Source organism: Exilibacterium tricleocarpae (assembly GCF_007004655.1).
GTDB classification, from domain to species: Bacteria; Pseudomonadota; Gammaproteobacteria; order Pseudomonadales; family Cellvibrionaceae; genus Exilibacterium; species Exilibacterium tricleocarpae.
In genome coordinates this window covers 73250-92876 of sequence record NZ_ML660110.1, presented here as the reverse complement: position 1 = coordinate 92876, position 19627 = coordinate 73250, and the positions used below count along the sequence as shown (strand labels likewise).

At 55.5% G+C, this 19627-nt stretch carries 10 protein-coding genes; 3 read left to right on the top strand and 7 right to left on the bottom strand.

Features of this window, described 5'->3' with window-relative positions; all coding sequences use genetic code 11:
• Positions 1-368 precede the first annotated feature (368 nt).
• From FKG94_RS25445 to FKG94_RS25425, 5 genes are all read right to left on the bottom strand, one after another.
• Complete coding sequence (locus tag FKG94_RS25445) at positions 369-836, bottom strand: hypothetical protein (RefSeq protein WP_142929769.1); 468 nt, start codon at positions 834-836, stop codon at positions 369-371.
• Positions 829-7947 carry an FG-GAP-like repeat-containing protein gene (locus FKG94_RS25440; protein ID WP_142929768.1) on the bottom strand — a complete coding sequence of 2373 codons (7119 nt, stop codon included), beginning with the start codon at positions 7945-7947 and terminating at the stop codon, positions 829-831. Before FKG94_RS25440 ends, FKG94_RS25445 begins: the two co-directional genes overlap by 8 nt.
• Before the next feature lie 535 nt (positions 7948-8482).
• The gene (locus FKG94_RS25435) at positions 8483-9406 is read right to left on the bottom strand and encodes a histone deacetylase family protein (protein WP_142929767.1); all 924 of its coding nucleotides are present in this window, start codon (positions 9404-9406) and stop codon (positions 8483-8485) included.
• Positions 9407-9746: 340 nt separating this feature from the next.
• Complete coding sequence (locus FKG94_RS25430; RefSeq protein WP_142929766.1) at positions 9747-11579, bottom strand: GNAT family N-acetyltransferase; 1833 nt, start codon at positions 11577-11579, stop codon at positions 9747-9749.
• Positions 11580-12122: 543 nt separating this feature from the next.
• Positions 12123-12470, bottom strand: a complete 348-nt coding sequence (locus FKG94_RS25425) for a hypothetical protein (RefSeq protein ID WP_142929765.1) — start codon at positions 12468-12470, stop codon at positions 12123-12125.
• Positions 12471-13029: 559 nt separating this feature from the next.
• Here FKG94_RS25425 and FKG94_RS25420 point away from each other — a divergent pair.
• Entirely contained in the window at positions 13030-14766 is a 1737-nt protein-coding gene (locus FKG94_RS25420; RefSeq protein WP_179957815.1) for a DUF1800 domain-containing protein, read from the top strand.
• 59 nt (positions 14767-14825) lie between these two features.
• Positions 14826-16265, top strand: a complete 1440-nt coding sequence (locus FKG94_RS25415) for a DUF1501 domain-containing protein (RefSeq protein WP_142929763.1) — start codon at positions 14826-14828, stop codon at positions 16263-16265.
• Positions 16266-16414: 149 nt separating this feature from the next.
• On the opposite strand, the gene FKG94_RS25410 is transcribed toward FKG94_RS25415, so the two are convergent.
• Entirely contained in the window at positions 16415-18160 is a 1746-nt protein-coding gene (locus tag FKG94_RS25410; protein WP_142929762.1) for a M28 family metallopeptidase, read from the bottom strand.
• 91 nt (positions 18161-18251) lie between these two features.
• Positions 18252-18614 (bottom strand): TraR/DksA family transcriptional regulator, encoded by a 363-nt coding sequence (locus tag FKG94_RS25405; RefSeq protein ID WP_142929761.1) that lies wholly within the window; start codon positions 18612-18614, stop codon positions 18252-18254.
• Positions 18615-18684: 70 nt separating this feature from the next.
• Here FKG94_RS25405 and FKG94_RS25400 point away from each other — a divergent pair, with 70 nt between their 5' ends.
• A complete protein-coding gene (locus FKG94_RS25400) occupies positions 18685-19590 on the top strand; it encodes a TrmH family RNA methyltransferase (protein WP_142929760.1) in 906 nt (301 codons plus the stop codon).
• Positions 19591-19627: the final 37 nt, after the last annotated feature.

Below are 19627 nucleotides of genomic sequence, written 5' to 3'. Positions count from 1 at the left end.
GGCATAAGACAATAGGCCCAAATCTGAACACCAACAGCTTCTTTAACCTCAGCGACCAAATCCAGGTAAAACTGATAGTCTTGCTGAGCAAAAAATGTTCTCATTCGCCGGTTACCTCGCTGCGTTACATGATGAGGAAAGCCCGGCACAACTAATCGCGGCATCCTTGCCATAGTGGTACTCCTTGTATAAAAGTTAGTCTTTCACTGGCCAAATCACGGGGCTGATCGAGTTAGGTAAACTGTCCCCAGAACCCCCAGAACCCCCAGAACCCGGGCCTTTTATTTCTTGGCCAAGTTATTAAGTTATCAGTGTCCCCTATTGCCCTCCTAAAACTAGCTTCATGTATATCTTGTTATATTCTTCTGTTATTTTTTCATCCAGCTACTTTTGGGTATACACTGAGATGCGATATCCTGCACTATGCTCTCATCATCAATGTTAACCAGCCTAATATGTTTCCCAAGTGAAGCAAAAATTGTAACTCTAAAATCTATGCTCTCAAAACCCAAATCACTTGCCTTGGTATCTTTATACCGATACGAATAAATTGAAAGTCTTCCGTACGTTAACTTGCTAACATCGACTACAAACTCAGCCTCCAATTCACTTTGATCAAACTGCCCATCTTTGAACGTTATAGATTGATGCTTCAATCCATCTTTTAACCTTGAATAGTACTTTGAATCTTTTTTATTAACAGAAAAACCTTTTGGGATTTTCCAATGGCAATCCATAAACAAGAAATTTTCATCCTGTTTATTAACGGATGCCGCATAAATAGACACACTTAACGTAACCAAAAAGGTTATTATAGCAGACATTCTCTTATTCATTAAACCAAACCTCCCCAACTCTGCAGCGTCTGCCTGTACAGATATAGTCAATCGAGTACTGTAAATTTCGTGATGGCAACCTCTCTAGAGTTGGTTTGAGAGATATATAAGTCCCTAAGCTTCCAAGATATCTTCCAAGTACGCCAAAAAATTTGTTACTCTTGGATAAATCATCATATACACTTCCTTCAATACTTTGATCACTAGGTAGACTGATTGTTGGATCTAATATGTTTTTGTTAGCAATAGCTAATTGTTTTTCTAAACTCGCGATTGTCAACAGCCTCGCTGCATCAATACTCAAGCTATCTGATTTATGGATGTCTAACCCCCACAATAACGAAAACTCTTCGTGAAATTGTTCAGAGCTCATCCCTGACAACCGATTAATCTCTGCTTGTGTAGCCATAGCAAGACTCCCCCAATAATTTTTCTTTTGTGCACCTCCACCACCAGCCTGCGTAGCCCGATTAAACGCATACTGAAACGCGGTCGTCATAAAACCATTTCTAAACTTCCCGCCAGTAACAGCCGACACACTTCCACCTACCAACCCCATAATCACTGTTTCGCCAAGCGCACTGTTGGTGGCAGCAATATTCGCATGCTCCATAAATCCTTTCATCACCCCCGCACTAATGAAACCATGACCAAATTTCCCACCTTGGGCTACGCTAATAACGCCACCCGCTAAAGCATGTGCAGCAAGGTGCGCAGTCCCTCCCTGGCCGGCCGTACCACCAAACTTGATGCCTATACCACCAAAGACTGCACCGCTGAAGGCCCCTGTAGCCGCGCCCTGTAGAGTGCCTGTCGCAATAGCCCCACCCACAAAGCCAGACACAGCACCAGCCGCAATTGCCCCACCGGTCGTCAGCACTGAAACCGTCGTATTCGCTAACGTTGCTGTGGTGGTAGCCCACCCACCAACAGCGGTCGCTGCTCCCCAGGTTAAGTAAGCCGCCACCATGCCCACCACCGGCTTCAATATCTGATCCCGAAACCGATTCCACCGACTAAACCCACTCGGATCGGTAAACGCCAAGGGGTTATTATGCACATACGCATACCGATTGTACCCCTGGGTACTGGTCACCCCATCAATCACCGGATCGGCACTGACAAACCGCGCCAGCAGCGGGTCGTACACCCGCCCGTTCATATGGATCAGACCCACCCCATCCAACATCTCATGCCCGGTATACCCCCGGTTGGTGGTCAGTTCCGCATACACACTGTAACCCTGGCTGCTTAACTGGCCAACCAGCACCTCCCAGCTCAACCCGTTGCGCCGCCCGCCCCAGACATCAAAACTAAACACCTGCGGCGTTCCCCCTGCCCCGGTCGCGATAGCCCCGACGGCATCACTGATCACATCGGTGGACCCCAACACATCCTTGTGCACATACTCGGGCCCCCGCTCGCGGGTGACCGCACCATTACTGTCCAGATCCAACCGGATAATCGCCACCCCGTTGATCGAGCGGCGCAGGTACGCCTTGACGAAACCGCCGCCGGCCGTGGTATGCGTCACCCGCTCCACCGCACCCTGGTAACGGGTGGTCACCACCCCTGCCGCACTGCTGTCCACCCGGGCCAGGCGGCGGCGATCCGGGCCGTACTCGAACACCGTGGTATGACCGTCTTTTTCAATCCGGCGGGGCTTGTCAAACGTGGTGTACGCCAACACCCGCCCGGTCGTATCGTCAGTCAAGCTGCCGTTGGCGTCGTAGCGATAGGTCGCCGCCTGGGTGCCGGTGGTCTGGCAGACCGCATGGGGACCGGCTGCCGGGCCTGTGCAAGCATTGCCGTAGCGGTAGTGACCGACGCCAGTCTTGAAAGTGATATTGCCGCTGCTGTCATACTGGGTCTCGCGAACGCCTTGCGACACGTTATGCCGGTACAAGGTGGCCTGGCGCACCCGATTGAGGTCGTCGTAGGTGAAATCCTCCCGCAGGTGCTTACCCGCCCCCTTATCGATACGACGCTCCATATTGCCGGTGTCGAACCAGGTGTAATCGAGGTCCTGCAGCGGCTGACCCACGCCCGGCAACAACACCGTGTCGATAGCGGTCAAGCGCCCGCTGTTGTCGTCATAGCTGCGGGTGGTGGTCAGGCCATTGCCGTAGAGAATCTCCGCCGCCTGGCCCCGCTCGGTCAAGCGGGTCACGGTGTAGTATCGCTCCAGCGACACACCGTTGTAGCGCCGCGCGTCCACCACCCCGGTCATATGACCGTAGGCGTTGTATTCGTGTTGATAGGCCTGGGGTGCGCCGGACCGGCTGCTGGCGTCAAAGACCTGGAACGGCCGGTCGTACTGGTCGTAGGTCACCCGTTCGCTGTAGGTCCGGCTGCCGCCACTGAAGTCGTCTTCGGTGACGGTCTCCGTCACCCGGCCAAAGGCGTCGTAAGCCATCTGCTGCAGGTAGTCGCCGGTATTGACCTGCCCGCAGCCCGCCGCGATCAACGCCCCCTTGCGGCGCACCACCGACAACAACTGCCCCGGCTCAGTGGCGACGCAATCGGCATCCCGGTCGTAATACCAGCGGGTGTGCTCGACCAGCGTCCCGGCGCTGTCGCGGTCTTCCCGCGCCACCTGGCGGCCGTTGCGGTCGTAGCCCATCACCACCTGCTGGCCCTTGGCGTCGGTCTGGGTCGCCAATTCACCGAAACCGTTATAGGTATACTGCCACAGGCCTTTGTCCGGGTCGTCGAGGCTCAGCTTTTGACCGCGAACGTTATAAGTCATCCGGGTAGTCGAGACCACCGCGTCGGTGTTGTCCCAGGTCTCAACGGCGTCCAGCAGACCAAACGGGGTGTAGGTATAGTGCAGGGTGGCGTTCAGGGCATCGGTCACCCGCAAGGTTTCGCCGAACACGTTCTTGTCTGTGGTCTTGGCCTGACCGCAGGCGGTGGTGGTTTCGCTCAGACCGCTGTAGGCCACAGTGATATTGCACACGCCGGCCGGGGTGTCGGTCTGGGTGACACGGCCCAGGCTATCGTAGGTGTAGGTCGTCCACACCGCCGTGGCGCCGGCCCGGTAAGGATTGGACTGCTGCGCCACCCGGCCGAGCGTATCGTAGCGGCTATCGACATACACCCGATAACTGCCGTCCTGGTCAAAACTGATCGTCTCCTGGCGCAGCCGGCGACCGAGCTTGTCGAAGTACTCCACCGTCTCAGCCGACTCGACCCCGGCGCTGGTCACCTTGAAGACCGCCTGCGGTAAATCGGCCGGACAACCCCCACCGCTGCACCAGGCGCTGAGGGTGCTGCTGTAGGCGCCGGTGGCCCGGTATTGCTGGTAGGGTTTGCCGAAGGGGCTGTGCCGGGTGAAGGTACTGACACCACTGATATCGATGGTGTTCTCCGGCAACCCAAACGCGTTGTGGTTTTCATGGCGGACCACCGTATTACCTTCTGCATCCACGGTGCTAACCGCATAGCGGCCGCTGGCATCATAGGTCGTCCGGGTGATGCGGGTCTGTTCGCCCGCCGCCGCCCGGTGCACTTCGGTGCGGTTGCCAAACTGATCGTGTTTGTAGTGGGTATGCACTTGCAAGGGCGTGCCGGGTTCGATCCGCTCGTCGGTCAGCAACCCGGTGGCCGCATCGTAGGCAAATGTGGACTGACGCATCTCGGTGACAGAGGTGGGCTGGCCTTGCCCATTGCCCCCCGTACGTGTCGCCGTGACGGTAGACGCGGTCAGGCGACCCAGGTGCCAGGTGGTATCGTTGACGGTATTGGTATAGGTATTGGCGACGGTCTTGGTGCCCTGGCTGATACCGGTGCCATCCCGGGTGTCGATCAACACCTGGGTGACATTGCCGTAGTCGGTGTCGGCCCCCGCCGCATAGGTGGTGGTGGTGACGATGCTGTGCGTTTTTGTGCCGGCCAGGTCGTAGGCATTGTCGGTCGCCACTTCCACATAGGGGTAGACGGTGCCAAAAGCGGTGCTGCGCTGCGCGAGGGTGTTTTCCGCGAGGCCGATGACGGTTTGGCCGTCTTTTTTCTCGGTCCGCACGGCCATGCCGATAAAGGGGAAGTCCTGGCGATAGGTGGTTTCAGTTTGCACGCCGGTTTGATTATCGATGGTGGTGATGCGCTCAAAGCCGAGAAAGCCGCGACCGCCGGCCTGGGCGCGGGCGGCGGCGTAACGGTAGTCGATACTGACCTTGGCGTTGGCATTGGCCTGGGTCGGGGCGCTGCTGGCTACCTGACTGACCACATAGGTGGCCCCTTGAATATCGAAGACCGGTGAGCCGCGGCCGTAGTCGAGGGCAGCGGCGCCGCTGCCGCGGGTGTAGACGGTGGTGTCGGTCAGGGGTTTGTAGGTGATGTCGGTTTCGGCGCCAAGGCCGTTGGTGATGCGGGTAATTCTGTTGTTGGGCACCCGGATGGCGCGGCTGAAATGATACTGGACATAGTCGTTCTCGTGGTTGTAACGGATATCCATGTGGTCGCTATAGCCGTCACCGTTCAGGTCGAGGTACATATGGATATGGTTGCTGGTCTCGCCGGGGATGCCGGTATTGAACGCCGCATCGAAACCGTCGCCGTTCCACTGGCGTACCCACAGGCGTTTGTTGCCGTTTGGGCCTTTGGGATAAATTAAATCCATAAAACCGTCGTGATTGTAGTCGATGACCTGTAGTTCATCGGCATCGACACTGATATCGGTGAGATCGCCGCCGGGAGCGTGCCACCTTCCGTCTAATAAGGAATAACGCCAGTGTCCGCCTGGTTCTTTGTATAAGAAATCCGCATAACCGTCGCCATTCAAATCGGCTGTTATGAACTCGGTGATATCAGCGGAATAACTGCCAGATTCCCTGTAATCACCATTTGCTTTAGCCTGCAACAAGATCAAGCGCTCTTCTTTGTTATTGCCGCATATCTCCTGCTCAATACAGTCAAACAGAAATTTCCCGACCATATCCGTGGCGCCATCGCCGTTAAAATCCGTTAAGCGCACGTCGCCAAAGTCCAACAGGCGATGGTTGTAAAAGTAGGGCTGATTCGACGCAGACACTGAAAATTCGCGGGTCACCGGCGTCGCGGCAAACCGATAACCTCCGCTGGGGTCACGCTCCATATAATGGATTTTCAACACACTGTTGTGCGGGTGGGTACCGCTGCCGACGACATAGGCGATGTCCGGCAAACCATCGCCATTGATATCCTGTACTTTTGCCGTATCGGAGTTGGTCGCCGGAACGCCGGTGTCGATTTCATTGCCAAAACGATTGCCCTGGGAGAGCAAGACCCGCCAGCGTCCCTCACCCGCAAAAATAAGGTCCTGCTTGCCGTCGCCGTTGTAATCGATCAAATGAAAGCTGCTGCGCTTCTCCCCAAAAGCACGATGCTTCCAGTCGTTGACCTTTAACAGACCAGCACCATCGGATAAAGACAGCTTAAACCATGTTTTATCATTGTCGACGTGCAACCACACCAAGTCCGGCAAACCGTCGCCGTTGACGTCACCGGCTTTCCCGCCGCGGTATTGTGATGCCAGGTGGTCACGGGCTAGTGGACCGCTGGTGGCAAGCCCGACCGTTGGTTGTGACCAATCGAAACGGGTTTGCGGTAGGCACACCGTCGCCACACATTCCTGCACCGAGGCGAGCAGACTGGTGCCCGTCGTGCTGGTTTCGTAGCCCAAATGATAGGTGCGCAGCGGCACTTCCGCGCCATAGGTATCCACCCTGGTCAGCCGTTGTTGTTGGACGACTTTGCGGCGCACAAAGTAACCTGCACTCGGATCGGGACGTGATTCGTAGTGAAACTGCAGGTGATTGGTGGCGGGCACACCGGTTTGGCTGGCGTAGCTAATGCGATCAATCAGCATCTCGCCGGCATTGACATCACCGGTGTATGCGTAGGTGATGGTATTGCCAAGGCTGTCAGTCTGTGAGGTCTGCATCCAGGTCAGTTTGTAAGGTGTCGTGCCGATACCGATATCGAGGTAGGCATTGGGTTGATTGCCGTAATAACTGACTGAGCCATCTTTGCGCTCCACCACAAAGTAATCCGGCCCAGGCCCGCGCTGGCCCACGGATTTGACGCGCACGAAGCTATCGATCTCGGTGCGATAGAGTGTGCCGTCAGCGCCATTCTCCCCTTGATACGCCACCAGGCGCTGGCCGTCGAGACAAAAGCGATTGCTGTCGCCAAAGGAGATCGCTTGATTTTGACCGTCCTGTTCGATGGTCTGCCGGCAAAGGGTAATACTCGACAGGCCACTGATGTTCCAACCCGCCCCCAACAAACCATTACCCCCCTGACTGGAATAAGCCAACCCCACCTCCGGCGCCACCCCGCCACTGCCCGGCGCGGTCAAAAACGGAATCCCATAGGTGGCATTACCCGACTCATCGACCCGAAACTGCCCGGCGGTGAAACCCACGGCGTCCGATGCATCCACCAGTGACGGGTCGATCGCCGGCGCTAAGGCAGGTTGCGGCGCGGCGTCAATCACCGCCGGCAGGACACCGGCAAACTGCCGCGGCACACCGCCGCTATCTCCAAGGTAAGCAACATCGCCACCGCCGCTGCCGGCCCCCACCAGCACGATATCCAGGCGGCCGTCATCGTTGCTGTCGACAACATCAAGTGTCAGGTTGCGGTCGCTTAAGTTGTGATGTTCCAATGCATCCTCGCCGGTGTATTCCACCAGCACGGTGGGCAGTGCGCGCCCGGCGGTACCGGCCAGAATCAACGCCGGATCGGCCGCGGTGGCGCCGCGCAACAACGCATCGCGGTGACTGTCATTGTCGAAGTCGGCAAAAAAGTAATCCGTCTCGTGACCGGCGCGGCTAAGTGCCGTAATCTGGGCGGGCGTCAGGCTCAGCGCCTGGGGTGCGCTGTAGCCGGCCGCTGTCTGGTAGACCACGAAGCTCGGCTCAACCACTTTGATGGGTGTGACAATATCGCCATGCAACAGAATAATCAGGTCTTTACCGTGAAAAAAGATATCCTGCTTGCCGTTGCTGTCGAGATCGCCGTAGTAGACGTCGTAGTGGGCGGAGGTAAGACTGCTGGCGGTGGCAGCAGTGACCCAGAATAGTGACAGGCAGCCAAACAGACAGGCAAAGGCACGGCGAACGGCCATAGAATCCCCCAGTAAATTGGTTGGTCTTTTATAACGACCTAATACGTAATGCGATTTATCGTAATGCTATTGGTAACGCCGTAGTACTATCGCTGCCGGCTCTTGGCCCGCCGCAAAACCCCACACGCACAGCGCGTGTGAATACTGACAAAAAAGAAATGAGACAAGGTGATTGAGAATTTTTTTGCTACTGGAAGCGTCCGTGGTGGTCGCTCTCCTTTGCCCGGTTTTATACAGTGCGCTGCACCCGTCATAGTTTCAACTCTTCCCTAACGTCCGTGACCACCGATACTAAAACGGCAATGAACAGATGACAAGTGAGAAATTGCAATTTCGGTTGGCAAAAGCCGGAATATCGAAAAATATAGGATTCAGGCGGCTCGCAGTTGACCTGTATCAAGTGTCCGGGACTTCAACATCTTCGGCGAAAAACAACTGGGCTTGCAACGCCCGAGAAAGTCCAGACTGCCGTATAAGTATGACAACCGCCTTGACCGAACCCGCAAGCCCGCCGCCTTGCCGAGGCGCAGACTTATCAATCCCCCATCAACCCCTTTAAATGGGCAACCACACTGCGGGCCAGGGCGCTGAGCGCGTAGCCACCCTCCAGGCAAGAGACGATGCGGCCCTGACAATAACGATCGGCGATTTTTTTTAACGCCCTGGATACCCAAAGGTAGTCGGCCTCAACCAAACCAATATGGGACATATCATCTTCGATATGCGCATCGAAACCGGCCGAGATAAAAAGCATTTCCGGTTTGAAGCGCTCCAGCGCCGGCAGCCAGTGCGCACTGACCGCCTCTCGAAAAGCCGCACCTGTCGCCGCCGCCTCCAGGGGTACGTTGACGATATGCGCCTTGCAACTGTCGTGTCCGGAAAACGGATAGAAGGGATGTTCAAAGGTGGAGCAAAACAACACATCGGGGTTATCGTTGAAAATATGCTCGGTGCCATTGCCGTGATGCACGTCGAAATCGACAATGGCCACGCGCTGCAAACCGTGATGCTTTTGCGCGTAAGCCGCAGCGATGGCGATATTGTTAAACACACAAAACCCCATGGCCTTGTCCCGCTCGGCATGGTGGCCGGGCGGCCTGACCGCACAGAAAGCCGCTTTCATTTTGCCGCCGGCAACCAGGTCCACCGCATCGACGGCGGCACCGGCGGCGTAGAGCGCAGCTGCCAGCGTATGGGGCATCATCAGCGTATCCTCGTCGAGCCAGATATGGCCCTCCACCGGCGATCTCTGATACAAGCTGTCGATATACGCCTGCTCGTGCACCAGGCTCAACAGCGCCGGCGCTATGGGGGTGGCATCGATTTGCGGGGCGACAAACTCAAGGCCCGATGCGATTAGCTGGTCCTGGATAGCGGTCAGCCGCGCCGGCTGCTCCGGGTGCTCCTCCCCCATATCGTGCCGCAAACAAAAGGGATGACTGACAATGGCAATACTCATCTTATACTCCTCCCGCCGATCCCGTTCATTCTGCCAGTATCCCGCCGTTTCGTATAGTTGCGCCGGCCAGCCTATAGACTCACAAGGCCGAATGGCAATTCCTTAAGCGTATTTGCATCAATTTGTTGATCTCTGCCCCAATCGAACCGGTCTCGATTAAGCGTACTGTAAGAGAGGTCTGGCTCTGGCTGCAGCCTTCAGAAACTCTCGACAGCAGGGATGCTGTCGCGAAGCCCCCAGGGATGGGATTACGGCGTGTTTCTGAAGGCTGCAGCCAGAGCCAGACCGGTCAATTAGCACACATTTGCTTAAGGAAGTGCCATTCCTCACAAGGCCCGCTTTACCCGGATTGGAGTTCAAGCTCCAGGTAGACTTCCTGAACGGAGTCGTGGGGCTGTTTGACAAAGCCACCCTTCTTGAAAATGCTGAGCATCGGCTTATTGTCCTTCCTGACGTAGGCACACATGGTGGCGATGCCGCGGGAGCGGGCTATGGCCGTCATCTCCGCCAGCAGCCTTTTCGCCATGCCTTTACCCCGCTGGCTTTCACGAATCACAAAAGCGACCTCGCAACTGTTTTTCTCGGCAATCAAATAGTAACGACCGACCGCGTGGATCACCTCGGTCTGGCCGTTTTTGTCGACAATACACAGCGCCAGGTCCCGCTCCTGGTTAACGCTGACCAGCGTGCAGGATTTCTCCCTCGACATCTGTTTCGGATGATAGTTGTAGCGCAGCAACAGCGTCTCTTTTGTATGCGAATAAAAGAACTCCTGCAGTCGCCGCTCATCGGCGGGACGCAGCGGCCGCAACTCAAATGAACGATTCTGGATATCGAGTTTCTTAAGCTCGATATCACCGAGTTCCCGCACCGACGTCGGCATATCCGTCTGGTAGCCCGGCACCCAGAAGTGTTTTCTGACCTCCTGCAACAGCTGCGCCCGGAAATCGGGGTGCGCCACCCTGATCAACTCCAGGGCCCGCTCGCGGATGCTTTTTCCCTGCAGCGAGGCGATACCGAACTCGGTAACGACATAGTGCACATGACCGCGCGAGGTAACGACACCGGCCCCTTCGGTAATATAGGGCACAATACGGGAGACGCTGCCGTCCCTGGTCGTAGACGGCAGGGCAATAATCGGCTTGCCGCCTTTGCTCAGGGCGGCGCCGCGAATAAAGTCCACCTGGCCGCCGATACCGCTATAGAATTTGTAACCGATGGAATCGGCCACCACCTGCCCGGTCAAATCCACTTCAATGGCGCTGTTGATCGAGATCATCCGCTCGTTGCGGGAAATATTGACCGGAGAATTCACATACTCGGACGGTAAAAACTCGATATGCGGGTTGCCGTCGACATAATCGTACAAGCGCCGGGTGCCGATGCAAAATGTCGTGACCGTTTTGCCGTTGTGGAAAGTCTTTTTGCGATTGTTGATAACGCCTCTCACCATCAGGTCGATAACGCCATCTGAAATCATTTCGCTGTGCACCCCGAGGTCCTTGTGGTTGGCCAGATAACCGAGCACCGCCTCGGGTATTTTGCCGATACCGACCTGTAAGGTGGCGCCGTCCTCGATCAGCAGCGACACGTACTGGCCAATGCGCTCAGTCACCCGGTCCAGTTGCGGCGGCGGCACGACCGGCAGCGCCTGCTCCGCCTCCATCCAGGCGCTGATCTGATCCATATGGATAAAGCTGTGGCCGTTGGTCCTGGGCATCCGGGGGTTGATTTGGGCGATGATATGCCGGGCCGACTGGGCCGCTGCCGACACCACATCCACCGAGACCCCCATCGAACAGTAACCGTATTCGTCCGGCGGGCTGACCATAATCAGGGCGGCATCCAGCGGCAGGTGGTTGGCCTCGAACAACTGGGGGATTTCCGACAGAAAGCAGGGCGTGTAGTCGGCCCGGCCCTCGGCAACGGCTGTGCGGACCGCCTCGCCACCGATAAACAACGTATTGATTTTAAATAGGTTTTTGTGCTTCGGGTCAGCCCAGATCTGGTCCGACAGGGTCAGGATATGCACGACTTCGATATCGTTTAAATCCCGGCTGTGCTCGATCAGGTTACCGATCAGGGCATCGGGTACGGCGGCATTGGAGCCGATAAATATACGATCGCCGGACTTCAGCAAAGCGCTCCAGTCGATGGCAGTTTGTGCAGACATACAACTTCCTCTTGTCAACAGAGAAGACAACGGCACAACTTTATCATCACCGCCAGGGTGGCGACTTGAGCTAAATCTAGTGTCCTTGGGATAGTGGGAGTGGGCATAGCATAAGGCATCAAGTCTACGCTCTTAGAATCCCGGCAGGCATCAGTCAATAGGCCAGCGCTTTTCTAAGTTGGAAGCACATGCTTTATAACAGGGTGGACCTTGCGACTGTACCGCATGGCACTCGCTTTAGGTGCCCACCTCTGGCACTTAAGAGGGTTTGATCCAATTTATCGATCTTAACCCGCCCTGTCGGTCTTGATGAAGAATACTGCGGGTAGGTCTGCCTCTGGTTGGCACTTTCAGAAACTCTCGACAGCAGGGATGCTGTCGGGAAGTCCCCAGGGAAGGGTTTACGACGTGTTTCTGAAAGTGCCAACCAGAGGCAGACCGATCAATTAGCACGTCTTCGCTTAAGTGTCAGAAGTGGGCACCTAAAGCGAGCGCCACTTCGGCCCAACCGAGGCTCGCTTCGGTGACGTTTTTTCTGGGTACCTATTTGTTACTCGACGTATAAATAGTGTCAGTCAACACACCTTCACTGTTAAAGGTAAAATAGAAAATTTCCGTTTTATTTTTACTCTTTTCCAGATTGCTGGCGACACCGGGAAGCCTGCCGAGTTGATTGTTGGTGGTTTCCGACCAGAGATACTGGATTCTCTCTCCGCCGCCATTGGGTAGTTGGGTTCTCGCCTGCGGTTCACCCATTTTTGCGATCACCTCGGTAAGTGTTGATTCGCCCTTTTTAAATGACTTGGCCAACTCGACGTCGAATTTTCTCCCTTCAGTGGTGGCACACGCCGCCACAAAAAGGATGGCTATCAGTAACGCAAAAACTCTCATGCTGACTCCCAGCTTAGTCGGTAGGTGTTGGATACGATTGGATTCACTTGCTGCCAATTTATTCAATAAGACTTCACACTTCTTATTTTTGTCAGATGTTAAATCAAGCGCCTTGGTAATTATGTAAAAGTTTGTACACCGCTTACATGAAGTTAAAAATTTCATATAGTTATTTTCTATCAAACAAGTTTGAAGACGCTTTGAATTCACAGCTATAACTATAAAAACGAACAAACGCCCCTTCTCCAGCAAAATATTTATAAAAGATAATCGAGCAAAAAGGCAACTACAATTCTTAACATCTTTTCTTTCGCAGCAACTATTTTCTCATAGTTTTACCGGCGATAATTTTCTGCAACGGCACAACATAGTACATCGCCGGCTACATATAATAGTTGGCATTTACTGGTTTTTGCCGTTCATACCTGGCGTTAGGAAAAGTTACTCTTCACTTACAGACGCGCTTACTTATAAGGATTTTATGATGATAAGTACCCTCTGCAGAAAGATTAGTCAGAACGTAGAAAGGCCAACACCAAGCTCTACCTCACGTAATTTAGTGCTTTTTATTGCTCTCTTTTTTCCCCTTATTGCATTTGCCCAGCTTAGCGATATTCCTGAAAACCAGATAGACATTACCGTCAAGAAAATAAAGGCATCACAGTTCTTACACCAGGCAACCTTTGGCCCTACCCTTGAAGACATTGACAACCTGGCCGCCAGGATGGCGACAATCGGCGATAACAATGCGCTGCACGAATGGATAGACAACCAGTTTTCCCTGCCTTTCACCGCCAATGAGTCTTACGAGCAGCTCACCCGGGATATGATCGCCGACGATGGCTTCGCCGTAGATTCGGCACCGCCCACTACCGACGGGCTCAACTACCAGATCCAGAACTACAAACACCATGCCTGGTGGAACCGAACGCTGCGCGGCACAGATCAATTGCGCCAGCGCACGGCCTGGGCATTGGTACAGATACTGGTTATCTCGGAACTCGGCATGGGGCTCAATGCCCGGTTTGACGGCCAGTGGTTGGGGATACCGCGCTACACCGACCTGCTGATGCAACACGCGTTTGGCAACTACCGCGATATTTTGTACGACGTCACACTCAGCCCGGCTATGGGCCTCTACTTAAGCCATCTCCGGAATCAAAAAGGCGATACCAGCCGGGGGATTTTCCCGGATGAAAACTATGCGCGGGAGATACTGCAACTGTTCTCCATCGGCGTCTACGCCCTGCAGCAAAACGGCGAGCCCCTGCTCGACACTGAAGGTCGCCGGATAGAAACCTACAGCAACGAGACTATTCGCAATTTTGCCCGCGTCTTTACCGGGTTGAGCTATGCGCCGAGCAACGGCCGGGATGACTTTTTAAGAAATCCCCGCAATATGTTTGCCCCCATGAAAATGTATGAAAACTACCATGACCGAGGCGAAAAGACGTTGTTAAACGGTGTGGCACTACCGGCCGGGCAAGACGGCTTGGCGGATATCAACGCCGCCATCGACAATATTTATGCGCACCCCAACGTTCCCCCTTTTATCGCGCGGTTATTGATTCAGCGGTTTACCAGCTCCAATCCGTCTCCCGCCTATATCAACGCCGTTGCCGATCAATTCAGCGACGATGGCCAGGGCAACCGCGGCAATATGCAGGCCGTGATCCGCACTATCCTGATGCACCCGGAAGCGCGGGATACACTACAGATTACCCAAACCCGCAACACTAACGGCAACTATCGGCTCGACATTACCGGCAATAACCCCACCGGCGGTAAGCTGCGCGAACCCCTGCTGACACTTACCGCCCTATACCGGGCTTTCAATGTCCAGGCCAGCCATCCGGATGGGCGTTTTCGCGCTTTCTCCAGAAGCTATCTAACCAACCAGGGCATTAACCAATCGCCCAGTGTTTTCAATTACTATCTACCCGACTTCCAACCGGTAGGTGTATTGCAGGACAACAATTTAGTCGCGCCGGAATTTCAGATCTACACACCGGTAATGATGAGTTTGTTCAGTAACTTTTTGCGCACCCCGGTTCAGGGCCGCACCTTTGGTATGGGGGAAAACGGCACACTTGACCTGACCGCGGAGGAAAACATGGCCGTCAATGCCACCGCGTTGATTGACCGCCTCAACCTCTTACTCAGCTATGGCACGCTCAGCAGCGCTGTCGTCGACGAAATCAAAACGACTATGGCCTCGACCAACAGTGCCAAGTCCCGCGTCGAACTTATGCTGCTGACGCTGTTAACGGCACCCGACTTTGCGATCATGGAATAGGCGGACAATGCCCCAGAGTCATTGTTACCGGTCATCAATTTATTAAACGGTTATTTACTATGAAAAAGAAAACATCGCATACCGCCCCTGCAAACCCACTCTCACGCCGCAGCTTTCTCGGCGGTTGTGCAGCCCTGGGCGCAACCCCGCTGTTGTCCAGTATACTGCAGTTAAAATTAATGAATTCCGCTTATGCCGCCGGATTGACGCCGGCAAGCATACAAAACCCCGATGAATACAGAGCTATGGTATGTGTATTCCTGTTCGGCGGGAACGACTCTTTTAATATGCTGGCACCGTATGAAAGCACTGAATACAACCACTACGCCAATGTGAGAACAGACCTGGCCCTCCCCCGCGGTCAACTGCAGTCCATCAACGACAACCGCGGCCGGCCTTTTGGTTTGCACTCGAATATGGCCGCGGTCAAAGACCTCTATAACGCCGGCAAGCTGGCTTTTGTCGCAAACCTGGGAACCCTGGTAAGGCCCACGACCCTGAGCGATTACAACAACGGTATCGCCCTGCCCCGCGGCTTGTTTTCACACAACGACCAGCAGCAGGCCTGGCAAACATCCGTGCCGGAATCGGAGCAGGCGATAGGCTGGGGTGGGCGGCTGGCCGATCTTGTCAACAGCGTCAATCCGGCCAGCCCGATATCGATGAATATTTCCCTCAACTCCATTAACATTTTTCAAAATGGTGAAGCGGTAACACCCTACGTCATATCCAACAACGGCTCGGTCCGGTTGCAGGGCTACAATGGCAGCAGCTTCTTTAATCAACTGTTCACCCGCACCACCGACAGTGCGCTGGCACAGAGCTACCAAAACCTGCTGAAGCAAAATTACGCCCGGAACCGGCGCGATGCCATAGATACCGCCACGGCATTCGACAGCGCGACCCGCGGTGCGAGTATCACCACACGGTTCCCCAACAGCGCCCTCGGCGCGCAGTTGAAAATGGTCGCCAGAACCATCAGTGCGCGCAATACATTGGGAGCCAAGCGCCAGACATTCTTTGTATCAGTGGGCGGCTATGATAACCACGACGAGCTGTTGACCAATCAAAGAGGGTTGTTATCGCAACTGAGCGCTGCGCTCGGCGCTTTTTACCAGGCCACGACAGAGCTGGGAATCAGTGACAAGGTCACCACGTTTACCGCCTCCGACTTCGGCCGCACGCTGACCAGCAACGGGCGCGGTTCCGATCACGCCTGGGGCGGCAACCAGATCGTTATGGGTGGCGCTGTCAATGGGGGCCATGTTTTCGGCGATTATCCGACGAACCTGAGCGAGCCCCGGGGTGCCGACGGCAATTCCATCGATGCCGGCCGCGGGCGGCTGTTGCCCACCACCAGCACCGATGAATTCTATGCGGAGCTGGCCCGCTGGTTTGGCGTGCCCAACACGGCGGCGTTGCAGGACGTGCTGCCGAATATACGTAATTTCTACAGCGCCGGCGGCAGCCAATTGCCCATTGGTTTTCTCAATGCCTGACGGCAATGCGTTTTAGTGATCGTGTTAACGGACCAGGGCGGCACAAGTGCCGCCCTGGTCCGGGTATCGACCCTGGTGATGACGATGAAAAAGAGCTGTCGGCCAGGATTTTTACCGGCTACCACTTTATCTGCAGCGACAGCTTTACATCACTTCAACTCGGCTCGCGACTTCTCCCTGATCAGTTTGAATTCACTCCCCGCATTCCACCCCGGCCAGTCGTTGCTATTGGCAAGGTCGCTGCCTATATAGAAATAGAGTTCCAGGTCCTGCGCCGCGCCGCTTAAATCCATCTCCTCGTGGTATTCATCACCGGGCTTGTGGTAGCGGTTTGCGGTGTAGTCGTCCTGCTGCTGTTTACCCCACTCCTTGCCGTGGGCAACCGAGTCGTGACCCCCTTCCGCATAGAGCGCCGGCACCCCGTGCTTGGCGAGACTGAAGTGGTCGGAGCGGTAGTAGAAACCCTTTTCCGCGTTCTGGTCCGGCACGATATAACGGCCCTGCTTTTGCGCGTGTCGCGCGAGGTAATCCTGCAACTGGTTAAAACCATGGCCGATTACCGTCACATCCCTGACCGGACCGATCGACCCCATGGCATCGATATTGATGGCACCCACGGTTTTGTTGTGCGGATATATCGGGTTTTCGCCATAGAACTTGGAGCCGAGCAGGCCGGACTCTTCCGCCGTCACCGCCATAAACATCACCGTGCGTTGCGGCGGCGCCGCCTTGAACACCCGGCCCAGGGCCAGCAATGCCGCGGTGCCCGTGGCATTGTCTACGGCGCCGTTGTAGATCTGATCGCCCTCGAGACTGGTGTCGCGGCCGAGATGATCCCAGTGCGCCATATAGATCACCACCTCGTCCGCCCGCTCGCTGCCGCTGATCTTGGCAATGACATTGCGCGACTCGACGTAGCGGATGCTGTTTTGCAAACTAAAGGATGCTGCGGCGTTCAGCGGTATCGCCTTGAAACCCGGCTGCGCCGCCTCGCGCTTGAGGGTGTCGTAGTCGAGCCCCGCGGCGCGTAACAATTCGGTGGCGGGCTGCAGGTGAATCCAGGCCTCGACCGGCAGCTTCGACTCACCTTTGTCCGCCCGCTGCAGGTGAATCTGCGGGCCCGACCAACTGTTGGGCACCACTTCCCAGGGATAAGCGGCCGGCGCCGTGTCGTGAATAACCAGGGCCGCCGCCGCGCCCTGGCGAGCCGCTTCCTCGTACTTGTAAGTCCAGCGACCGTAGTAAGTCATGGCATTGCCGGTGAAATGCGCCGGGTCCTGGGTGATGAAACCGGGGTCGTTGACAAGTATCACCACGGTTTTGCCGGCAACGTCGATGCCGGCGTAGTCATTCCAGTCCCGCTCCGGCGCATTGATGCCGTAGCCGACAAACACCAACTCACTGTCCTCGATGGCGATACGTTCTTTCTGCTGCTGGGTAAACACCACCATCTCGGTACCGTACGCCAGGTCCGCCGTGTAGCCCTCCGCTTTTATGCGTAACTGAGCCGTAGGATCGGTGGTAATCTCCGCCACCGGCACGCGCTGGAAATACGAATCGCCATTGCCCGGTTCGAGGCCCAAGGCAGCGAATTCCTGTTGCAGGTAATTGATGGTTTTCTCCCCACCGGGCGTAGCCGGCGCCCTGCCCTCAAACTCATCCGCCGACAGCACCGCCGTGTGGCGGTGTAAATCCTGCTCGAATTGAGCCAGCGCCGCCTGGTTAAGTTGCACCGTCGTCGATCGGGGTTGCGCCGCCGCCTGTTCCGGTTGCACTGACCCGGTGACCCCCTCGCCACTATGCTCCTGGCCACTATGCTCCTGGCCACTTTGCCGCTCGCACCCCCCCAGTCCCAGCGCCGCTGCGCACAAAGCCGTTACCCATATTTTTTTCATACCTTACCTTACGCTATTGTTTAGTGTGGTCGTTTGGTTCTGTCGTTTAGTTCCCGGTTTTTGCTGTAGCCGTCTTGTTCAATCGTCTTGTTCAATCGTCTTGTTCATCCGCTGCCTGACAGGTTACACACAGATCGCTCTCGGGCCTGATCTGCAAACGCGCGTAGGGAATAGTCTCGCCGCAGGCCTCGCAGTAACCGTAATCCCCCGCCGCAAAAGCCTTCAACGCCGCCTCAACCTGTGTCAGACGGCGCCGGTAGCCGGCGCGATTGGCACGGGCCATAGCCTGTTGCTGCAGGGCATCCATACGCGACAGGCGCCCCACCTTGGTCTGGTCCAGGGTAACCGTGGCGGCGGAGGCATCGCTCAGCGCCAGCAGGCGCGTTATCTCCTCGCGCAAATTGAGCAATTGTTCGCGCAACTGGTCGCGCTGCCCGTCGGTCAGCGCGGCCATAGCCGGTCAAATGCAAGACAACGCATAAACACACCCTTATAATGGAACCGCCCCAGCGAGACATCAGAGTATGCCGAAGCCTCCAGAACCGGATTCCGATACCCATCTACCGGATTCAGATACCTACTTGGCCAAGAAGCGTTTTTTTGATCAACTGCTCACGGTTTACGGCCGCAAACCCGTTATGGAAGCTCTGCAGACGCCGGATGTCAAGTTGTACCGGTTACATCTGGCCGACAGTAATCGGCCGGCTCCCATTCTGGATGAGATCAGGGCGCTGGCCGAGCAGCGGGGCGCCGAAGTGGTATACCACAGCCGCCAGGCCTTGGCGAGGATTTCCAAAAACAGTCGCCAGGACCAGGGCGTGGCCGCCGATCTACACTGCCGCCACTATCAGTCCTATGCGGATTTTTTGCAGCAATTGCCCGCACGACTTTGCGAGCCAATGGCGCAGCACCCGATTGCCAACCTGCGACTAAAAAAAGAATCGCCAGCAATACCCCGTCGGGATAGTAGCGCACCCGGCCATCCGCCACGAGTGTTGGCCCTGTGCAGCATTCACAATCCACAAAACCTGGGCATGATCATAAGATCGGCGTGCGCGGGCGATATCGATGGCATTCTTATCCCGCAGAAAGGATGCGCGACCATATCCTCATCTTTGGTCATAAAGGCCAGTGCAGGAACTCTGTTCAAGGCCCCGATACTTTCCTGTGAAAAGCTAAAAGATGCCCTGCAAGCTTTCAAAGGTCATGGGTTTTCCGTTTGCGCCCTGTCATCACAGGCGACAGAATCGCTTTTTGAATACAAACCAAAGGGCCCGATTGTCTACGTCCTGGGAAATGAGTCTGAGGGTGTCAGTGATACCATTTTCAGCCTGGCGGACAAGAAACTGAGGATTCCAATGAGCAATGAGGTGGAATCCTTAAATGTAGCGGTTACGGCTGCGCTTATCGCCTTCAGTAGAAACCTATAAGTCTAGGCCCTAAAGTTTTTGGGCTTTGATAAAATAA